The sequence below is a fragment of the Streptomyces sp. NPDC002265 genome (assembly GCF_040296125.1).
Classification (GTDB): domain Bacteria; phylum Actinomycetota; class Actinomycetes; order Streptomycetales; family Streptomycetaceae; genus Streptomyces.
On sequence record NZ_JBEOWS010000368.1, the window covers coordinates 1 to 9,232 of the forward strand.

At 73.6% G+C, this 9,232-nt stretch carries 5 protein-coding genes, 1 tRNA gene and 1 other RNA gene; 6 read left to right on the plus strand and 1 reads right to left on the minus strand.

Features of this window, described 5'->3' with window-relative positions; all coding sequences use genetic code 11:
• Positions 1-118: 118 nt before the first annotated feature.
• Positions 119-206 (minus strand) — tRNA-Ser (locus tag ABT085_RS39190).
• Positions 207-278: 72 nt separating this feature from the next.
• On the opposite strand from ABT085_RS39190, the gene ffs reads away from it, so the two are divergent.
• From ffs to ABT085_RS39220, 6 genes are all read left to right on the plus strand, one after another.
• Positions 279-377, plus strand: an RNA gene (gene ffs, locus ABT085_RS39195) — signal recognition particle sRNA small type.
• A gap of 45 nt (positions 378-422) precedes the next feature.
• Positions 423-2,729, plus strand: coding sequence for a DNA polymerase III subunit gamma and tau (locus ABT085_RS39200; RefSeq protein ID WP_351619574.1), 2,307 nt, complete (start codon positions 423-425; stop codon positions 2,727-2,729).
• Between the two features lie 129 nt (positions 2,730-2,858).
• The gene (gene purD, locus ABT085_RS39205; protein ID WP_351619577.1) at positions 2,859-4,112 is read left to right on the plus strand and encodes a phosphoribosylamine--glycine ligase; all 1,254 of its coding nucleotides are present in this window, start codon (positions 2,859-2,861) and stop codon (positions 4,110-4,112) included.
• Between the two features lie 288 nt (positions 4,113-4,400).
• Positions 4,401-6,188, plus strand: coding sequence for a M48 family metalloprotease (locus ABT085_RS39210; RefSeq protein ID WP_351619580.1), 1,788 nt, complete (start codon positions 4,401-4,403; stop codon positions 6,186-6,188).
• Positions 6,189-6,578: 390 nt separating this feature from the next.
• Positions 6,579-8,081 carry a N,N-dimethylformamidase beta subunit family domain-containing protein gene (locus tag ABT085_RS39215; protein WP_351619583.1) on the plus strand — a complete coding sequence of 501 codons (1,503 nt, stop codon included), beginning with the start codon at positions 6,579-6,581 and terminating at the stop codon, positions 8,079-8,081.
• Between the two features lie 68 nt (positions 8,082-8,149).
• Positions 8,150-9,046 carry a phosphoribosylaminoimidazolesuccinocarboxamide synthase gene (locus ABT085_RS39220; protein ID WP_351619586.1) on the plus strand — a complete coding sequence of 299 codons (897 nt, stop codon included), beginning with the start codon at positions 8,150-8,152 and terminating at the stop codon, positions 9,044-9,046.
• Positions 9,047-9,232 lie beyond the last annotated feature (186 nt).

The following is a 9,232-nucleotide window of genomic DNA, read 5'->3' on the forward strand; positions in this document are numbered from 1 at the left end:
GCCGCCGCCGTATGTGACCTCTGACGGCCCCGCCGGCAGCTAGCCGCGAGCCTTGGACAACGTACACGGCCCCCACCGCAAGCGGTGGGGCCCTTCTACAACGTGCCCGGTGAGGCACTGGCGGAGGATACGAGATTCGAACTCGTGAGGGGTTGCCCCCAACACGCTTTCCAAGCGTGCGCCCTAGGCCTCTAGGCGAATCCTCCGGTGGGAACATTACATGACCGAGAGGAGTGCTCGCGAACTCGATCCTGACCGCCGTAATCAGGTACTGTTTGCGCAGCCCCTCACGCGGCGCTATCTGACTGAACTCCCCCAGGGCCGGAAGGCAGCAAGGGTAGGTCGGCTCTGGCGGGTGCGTGGGGGGCGCTTGCGTTTGCGGGCGGGGCCGGTTGTCGGTGGGCGCCTATAACCTCGTAGATGTGTCGTCTCTCGCGCTGTACCGCCGCTATCGCCCGGAGTCTTTCGCCGAGGTCATCGGGCAGGAGCATGTCACCGACCCGCTGCAGCAGGCGCTGCGGAACAACCGGGTCAATCACGCGTACCTGTTCAGCGGGCCCCGCGGCTGCGGCAAGACGACCAGCGCGCGCATTCTGGCCCGGTGCCTGAACTGTGAGCAGGGTCCTACGCCGACCCCGTGCGGCACCTGCCAGTCCTGCCGCGACCTGGCGCGGAACGGTCCCGGGTCGATCGACGTCATCGAGATCGACGCCGCGTCGCACGGTGGTGTGGACGACGCCCGTGACCTGCGGGAGAAGGCCTTCTTCGGGCCCGCGGGAAGCCGGTACAAGATCTACATCATCGACGAGGCCCACATGGTCACGTCGGCTGGCTTCAACGCCCTGCTCAAGGTCGTCGAGGAGCCCCCGGAGCATCTGAAGTTCATCTTCGCCACCACCGAGCCCGAGAAGGTCATCGGGACGATCCGGTCGCGGACCCATCACTACCCCTTCCGGCTGGTGCCGCCCGGGACCCTTCGGGAGTACCTCGGCGAGGTGTGCCAGAAGGAGGGCATCCCGGTCGAGGACGGCGTCCTGCCGCTCGTCGTGCGGTCCGGCGCCGGATCCGTGCGTGACTCCATGTCGGTCATGGACCAGCTGCTGGCCGGCGCCCGCGCCGACGGTGTGACGTACGCCATGGCCACCTCGCTGCTCGGTTACACCGACGGCTCGCTGCTCGACTCCGTCGTCGAGGCGTTCGCCACGGGTGACGGCGCCGCCGCCTTCGAGGTCGTCGACCGCATCATCGAGGGCGGCAACGACCCGCGGCGGTTCGTCGCCGACCTGCTGGAGCGGCTGCGGGACCTGGTGATCCTGGCGGCAGTGCCGGACGCGGCGGAGAAGGGGCTGATCGACGCCCCCGTCGACGTCGTCGAGCGGATGCAGGCCCAGGCCGGGATCTTCGGTGCCGCCGAGCTCAGCCGTGCCGCCGACCTCGTCAACGAGGGCCTGACGGAGATGCGCGGCGCCAACTCGCCCCGTCTCCAGCTCGAACTCATCTGCGCGCGCGTGCTGCTGCCCGCCGCCTACGGCGACGAGCGTTCCGTGATGGCCCGCCTGGACCGCATCGAGCGGGGCGTGAACTTCTCCGCGGGCGGCGGCGCGCCCGCGATGGCGTACGTACCCGGTCCCGAGGCGCACGGGGTCGCGGTGGCGGGTGGTGCTCCGGTCCGGCCGCAGCCCGCCGACGCCGCGCCGATCCCGCCCGGCGGAGGGGTCGCGGCGGCCCGTGCCGCGGTGCGGGGTCCCGGGGCCCCGGGTGTCCCGGCGCCGGGCGCAGGGCAGCCCCAGGCCGTTCCGCAGGCATCGGCCGCCCCGCAGGCACCGGCCGCCCCGCAGCCGCCGGTCGCCGCCCAGCCCCCGGCGCCCGTCGCGGCACAGGCCGCCCCGGCCGCCCCTCCCGCCGACGTGAGCGCGCCGGCGCCCGGTGCCTGGCCCACCGCGGCTCCCGCCGGCGGCGGCCGCCGGCCGGGCGGCTGGCCCACCGCGGCTCCCGCCGGTGGCGGTGGCCGCCCGCCCGCCCCCGCCCCGTCCGCCGCCGCGCCTGCCGCACCCGCGCCCGCGGCCCCTGGCGCGGCGGCCGCCTACGCACCTCCCGCCGGTGGCCTCGACCCGCGCATGCTCTGGCCGAACATCCTGGAGGCGGTCAAGAACCGCCGCCGGTTCACCTGGATCCTGCTCAGCCAGAACGCCCATGTGTCCGGCTTCGACGGCACCACGCTCCAGCTCGGCTTCGTCAGCACCGGGGCCCGTGACAACTTCACGAGCAGCGGCAGCGAGGACGTGCTGCGGCAGGCGCTGCTCGAACAGTTCGGCGTGCAGTGGAAGGTCGAGGCGATCGTCGACGCGTCGGGCGGCGGCCCGGCGGCCTCCGCCGCGGGCGCCCCGGCCGGCTACGGCGGCGGGTACGGCCCTGGCGCGGGCGCCGGTGGATACGGCGGTGCCGGTGGGTACGGCGGCGCGGCCGCCCCCGCCGCGCAGCGCCCGGCACCCTCGCAGCCCGCCTCGCCCGCCCCGGCCCCCGCCGGCCCGGCGGCCCACTCGGCGTCGGCCCCCATGGCACAGGCCCCGATGGCCCGGCCCGCCGCCCCGGAGCCTCCCCCGGTCGCTCCCGAGGACGACATCCCCGAGGACGACGACCCCGACCTCGACGAGTCGGCCCTCTCCGGGCACGAACTGATCGTGCGGGAACTCGGAGCGACGGTCGTGGAGGAGATCTCCAACGAATAGTCCCAGGTCAGGGCCGTGACGGGCGACGGATTACCGGTCCCGTTTCGGAGGAAGCCACAAGCGGCGCGCACCCGCCGCCTCGGAAGCCCGCACAAAGTGCCCGCTCCCGGGCCGGTTAGGCTTCACCCCGTGAAGGTCCTTGTCATCGGCAGCGGCGCCCGCGAACACGCCCTGTGCCGCTCCCTGTCCCTCGACCCCGACGTCACGGCGCTGTACTGCGCCCCCGGCAATGCCGGCATCGCCGAGGTCGCCGAGCTGCACCAGGTCGACGCCCTGGACGGCGCGGCCGTGACCGCGCTGGCCGGCGAGCTCGGCGCCGAGCTGGTGGTGGTCGGCCCGGAGGCCCCGCTGGTGGCCGGTGTCGCCGACGCCGTCCGCGCGGCCGGCATCCCGGTCTTCGGTCCGTCCGGGGAGGCCGCGCAGCTGGAGGGCTCCAAGGCCTTCGCCAAGGACGTGATGGCGTGTGCGGGCGTCCCCACCGCGCGCTCCTACGTCTGCACGACCGCCGACGAGGTCGCCGAGGCCCTCGACGCCTTCGGCGCCCCCTACGTCGTCAAGGACGACGGCCTCGCCGCGGGCAAGGGCGTCGTGGTGACCTCCGACCTGGAGACGGCCAAGGCGCACGCGGCCGCCTGCGACCGGGTGGTCATCGAGGAGTTCCTCGACGGCCCCGAGGTGTCCCTCTTCGCGATCACCGACGGCGAGACGGTCGTCCCGCTCCAGCCCGCCCAGGACTTCAAGCGCGCGCTGGACGGCGACGAGGGTCCGAACACCGGCGGCATGGGCGCGTACTCCCCGCTGCCGTGGGCCGACCCGAAGCTGGTCGAGGAGGTGCTGGAGACCGTTCTCAGGCCCACCGTCGACGAGATGCGCCGCCGCGGCACGCCGTTCTCCGGTCTGCTCTACGCCGGACTCGCGATCACCGGCCGAGGCGTCCGGGTCATCGAGTTCAACGCCCGCTTCGGCGACCCCGAGACCCAGGTGGTGCTGGCCCGGCTGCGGACCCCGCTGGCCGGTGTCCTGCTGGCCTCCGCGAACGGCACCCTCGACGACCTCGCCCCGCTGCGCTGGAGCGACGACGCCGCGGTCACCGTGGTCGTCGCCTCGCACAACTACCCCGACACCCCGCGTACCGGCGACCCGATCACCGGCCTCGACGAGGTGGCCGCCCAGGACGCGCCGCACGCGTACGTCCTGCACGCGGGCACCAGGCACGACGGCGACGCCGTGGTCAGCGCGGGCGGCCGGGTGCTCTCGGTCACCGCGACCGGCACGGACCTGTCCGAGGCCCGCGACCGCGCCTATCGGGCGGTCTCCCGCATCGGACTCGACGGTTCCCAGCACCGTACGGACATCGCGGCGAAGGCGGCCCAGGGCGCGTAACCACCCCGCTGACCTCGTGTTCCGCAAAGATCGGGCCCCGGAGAGATCCGAGGCCCGATCTTTGCTTTCCGTTGCCACCTCTGACCAAAGCCATTCCATCGAGTGACCGATGCCCTATCCGGCTGACGGGGACCGGAGCCCCAACTAGGGTGCGGCGCAAGCATTCCGGCACTTGGCCCACCGGCATTGCGATGTCGGCGGCGGGTGCCACAGTGGGGGAGTGAACTTCGCCAGGACAGCCGGGACCACCGGGACAGCCAGGTCAGCAGGGAGGGGGTGAGTCCGGACGTGACCGGGATCGGTGTGGAGGTGGGCGCGCAGGCCGCGCGGACGCGGGCCCTTGCCGTGCTGCGCGTCAGAAGCCGGGCGCTGGCGGTCGCTCTGCTGCCCGCGGCCGTGGCCGTGGTGCTGCTGGCCGGCGGGTCCACCGGGCATCTGGTGGGGCGGGGCTGGGACCTCGCCCGCTGGATCGTGACGGTGTTCGCGGTTCTCGTGCTGCTCGCCGCCGCCGGCATCGGCCTGGTGGTGGCCAGGGCCCGCCCCGCCGTGAGCCCGACGGTTCCGATCGCCGAGGAGTCCGCCCCCGATCTGTACCGGCTGGTGCGCGACCTCGCCGACCGTCTGGACGTGCCCGCGCCCTCGGCCATAGCGCTCACCCCGGACTGCGACAGCTGGCTGGAGGACCGCACCCACGCGTCGCACGACCCGTCCCCGCCGGACGGGCACGACCGCGACGAGATGACCGGCCTGGGCAGGCCGCCGCGCCGCGTCGCCGCCACCGTGCTCGTCATCGGCTCCCCGTTCCTGTGGTGGATGCGGGTGGGCGAACTGCGGGCCGTCCTCGCCCCGGTCGTCGCCGGTACGGGACCGTCGGCGCACCCGGACATAGCCGCCGCCCGCCGTTTCGTACGCGGCCTGGACGCGGCGGTGGCCGTCGCCTCCACGCCCGGCCGGGTGCTGCCCCTGCGGGCGGTGTGCGCGGCCCTCGGCTGGGTGGCCAGGCTGCTGCTGCGCGGCTGCCGGGAGCACGCGACGCTGATGGAGCGGGGCGTGGCCTCGGCCGCGGCCGAGCGTGCACAGGCTGTGGACTACGGACTCAGGATCGTCGCCCAGGAGCAGGTGGGTCTGGCGTACGCGGGCTGGGACCGGCTGCTGACCCGGGTCGCGCTGCCCGCCTGGCGGATGGGCCGCTGGCCCTCCCGGCTGGACGCGGGAGTGGTGGCCGCCCTCACCGAGCTGTCCCGCCGGGACCGGCTGGCCGAGGGCTTCACCTCCCGGCTGGGCGAGCGCCCCGCCTGTGACCTGCTCGAAGAGCCCGGTCTCGTGGACGAGGCCGCCTCGCTGCTGGCCGCCAGGCTCTTCCACGGCGGTCCCGCCGAGCCCGGTCCGGACTGGGCCCCGGTGGACTGGCAGGAGTATCCGGACGAGGTCGTCGACCGCAAGTGGCGCGCGGACGCCGCCCGGCTGCACCGCGTTCTGGACGCGCTGGGCGTGCGGCGTGCCACCGACCGCACCGCGTCCCACCCCGGCGGGCCCACCCTGGCCCGGGTGCTCGACCACCTGACGGCCCCGGACCGGGCGGGCGCGGCGGACCTGCCGAAGCCCCTGCCCCAGCCCTACGCGGCGATGGCCGCCGACGCCGACGAGGACGCGCTGCAGGGCGGTACCGAGCGCAGCATGGCGCTGGCCTGCGGGCTGACCGCGGAGCTGGCCCGCGAGGAGGCCGCGGCCCCGGCGGTCCGCTCGACGGCCGCCGCCGGAGCGGCCCAGGGACCCGACGCGGCCTTCTGGGACGGCGACGCCCTCCCGCTCTTCCCGCTCCAGCCGCCCCGCACGCCCCGGGAGCTTCTTGCCGACCATGTCACCGCGATGGTCTGCTGCGCCGCGATGGACACCGCGGGCGCCGCCCCCGGTCTCGACTGGCTGGACGGCCCGTCCCTGCTGATCGACGGCATCCGTACGACCGACCTGACACCGAAGGTTCTGAGCCTCATAGAGGACGGGGACCCGGTGCCGCTGCGGACCTGGCTGGTCGAGTGCGGGATACGGCCGGAGAAGCCGGTACGGCTCGTCTGACGGACGGCGGGACGGCGGGATCTCTGCCGGAGCACCCGATTCCACTTTCGGCCAATTCGCAACGAATAGTGACAGCATCGGTGCGTAATGTGATGTGCTGGGACTGAACGCGCACTTGGCATGCGCGCCCGACATACGACAGACGGCACAGTCGTACGACTGTGCACTCGTGCAGCCGTACGCGACCGCGGCCGCACCGCGCACCGCCGTGTGTCCGGCCGGGCCCCCACCGCGCCAGGACCGCACGACGCACAGCACAGCACAGCCGCACAGCACAGCACGGCACAGCCGCACGCCGCACAGCCGCACGGCACCGCGCGAGGCGCGCCGCAGTACACCGCGCGCCGGACGCCGCACACGGCCACGGGGGAGCGAGGGAGGGGAGCCAGCATGGGGTCGGAAAAGATCCGTCGCTGGGAGTCGGGAGCACTGGCGCACGCGGTGACGGACCCCTTCGGTCAGGGCCCGGTCCCCTGGCTGCGCGGCAGCGAGACGTACTTCGACGACACCGGCCAGGTCGTCCCCTGGTACGTGGACCCGGCACCCGGCCACACCGGCCGGCGCGGCACCCCCAGGGTCCCCGCCCCCCGTCCCGCCCCGGTCGGCGGCCCGCGCGCCGCCGACGACGTGCACCGCCAGATCAAGGGCTTCATCTCCACCGGCGCGGTCGCTCCCGGCGAGGCCGTCGACTTCCATGTCACCGTCGACCCGCCGCAGGAGTTCGCGGTCGACATCTACCGCATCGGCCACTACGGCGGCGACGGCGCCGCCAAGATCACCACCAGTCCCCGGCTGTCCGGCATCGTCCAGCCGCCCCCGCTCACGGCCGACCGCACGGTCTCCTGCCACCACTGGTGGCTGTCCTGGCGGCTGCAGATCCCGCCCCACTGGAGCACGGGCGCGTACGTGGCCGTCCTCACCACCGCCGACGGCTACCGCTCCCACATCCCGTTCACGGTCCGCGACGACCACCCCAGGGACCTGCTCCTGGTCCTGCCCGACATCACCTGGCAGGCGTACAACCTCTACCCGGAGGACGGCCGCACCGGCGCCAGCCTCTACCACGCCTGGGACGGGCAGGGCCGGCTGCTCGGCGAGGCCGACGCCGCCACGACCGTCTCCTTCGACCGCCCGTACGCCGGTGCGGGCCTGCCGCTGCACGTCGGCCACGCCTACGATTTCATCCGCTGGGCCGAGCGCTACGGCTACGACCTCGCCTACGCCGACGCCAGCGACCTGCACGCCGGCCGGGTCGACCCCACCCGCTACCGGGGCCTGGTCTTCCCCGGCCACGACGAGTACTGGTCCTCGGCCATGCGCCGCAATGCCGAGCTCGCCCGGGAACAGGGCACCTCCCTCGTCTTCCTCTCCGCCAACACCATGTACTGGCAGGTGGAGCTGGGCCCCTCCCCGTCCGCCGTGCCCGACCGCCTGCTGACCTGCCGCAAGCGCAAGGGCCCCGGCAAGGCCGTGCTGTGGCGCGAGATCGACCGGCCCGAACAGCAGCTGGTCGGCATCCAGTACGCGGGCCGGGTCCCCGAGCCCCACCCCCTGATCGTCCGCAACGCCGGACACTGGCTCTGGGACGCCACCGGCGCGCGCGAGGGCGACGAACTCGACGGCCTGGTCGCGGGCGAGGCCGACCGCTACTTCCCGCGCACCCCGCTCCCCGACCACGACGAGCGCATCCTGCTCGCCCACTCCCCGTACACCGACCACGACGGCGTCCTGCGCCATCAGGAGACGTCCCTGTACCGCGCCCCGTCAGGCGCGCTGGTCTTCGCCTCGGGAACATTCGCCTGGTCACCGGCCCTGGACCGGCCGGGCCATGTCGACACCCGGGTCCAGCGGGCCACCGCGAACCTCCTGGACCGTATCTGCAAGCACGGCTGACCCGCTGTCCTGGCCTGTCCTGGAATACGGGACAATCGAGCCATTGGACAGAACCACGGGGAGGAACCGTGTCCGGATTCGTAGAAAAGCCCGAGCCGATCGAGGTTCCGGGCCTGGTGCACCTGCACACCGGCAAGGTGCGCGATCTGTACCAGAACGAGGCGGGCGACCTCGTGATGGTCGCCAGCGACCGTATGTCCGCCTATGACTGGGTGCTGCCCACCGAGATCCCGGACAAGGGCCGCGTTCTCACCCAGCTCTCCCTGTGGTGGTTCGACCAGCTCGCCGACCTGGCGCCCAATCACGTGCTGAGCACGGAGCTGCCCGCGGGCGCCCCCGCCGACTGGCGCGGCCGCACCCTGGTCTGCAAGTCCCTGGAGATGGTCCCGGTGGAGTGCGTGGCCCGCGGCTACCTCACCGGCTCGGGCCTCGCCGAGTACCAGGAGTCCCGCACGGTCTGCGGCCTCGCTCTGCCCGAGGGCCTGACCGACGGCTCCGAGCTGCCCGCCCCGATCTTCACCCCGGCCACCAAGGCTGCGGTCGGCGAGCACGACGAGAACGTGTCGTACGAGGAGGTCACCCGCCAGGTCGGTGCCGACACCGCCGCCCGGCTGCGCCAGGCCACCCTCGCGGTCTACGGACGCGCCCGCGACATCGCCCGGGACCGCGGGATCATCCTGGCGGACACGAAGTTCGAGTTCGGCTTCGAGGGCGAGACGCTGGTCCTCGCGGACGAGGTGCTCACCCCGGACTCCTCCCGCTTCTGGCCGGCCGACCAGTGGCAGCCGGGCCGCGCGCAGGCGTCGTACGACAAGCAGTTCGTGCGGGACTGGCTGACCTCCGCCGAGTCCGGCTGGGACCGCCGCGGCGAGCAGCCCCCGCCGCCGCTGCCGCAGCAGGTGGTGGACGCCACCCGCGCCAAGTACGTGGAGGCGTACGAGCGGCTGACCGGTGTCAGCTGGTGAGCGGCGCCCGGTGAACGGTGTCCGGTGCGGGCCGTCCGACGGCCGGCACCGGACGGACGGCGCCCGATGAACGAAGAAGCCCCCCGGCCGGAGCCATGGGCGTCCGAGCAGTGGGAGAGACCTCCTGCCTCGCTGGTGCGTCTGCTTCAATGGTCCTATGGCCAGCCCCCAGAAGCACTCCGCGAC

Coding starts and splice junctions, on each gene's coding strand:
- ABT085_RS39215 (WP_351619583.1), top strand. CDS start 6,579: ATGGGGTCGGAAAAGATCCGTCGCTGGGAGTCGGGAGCACTGGCGCAC.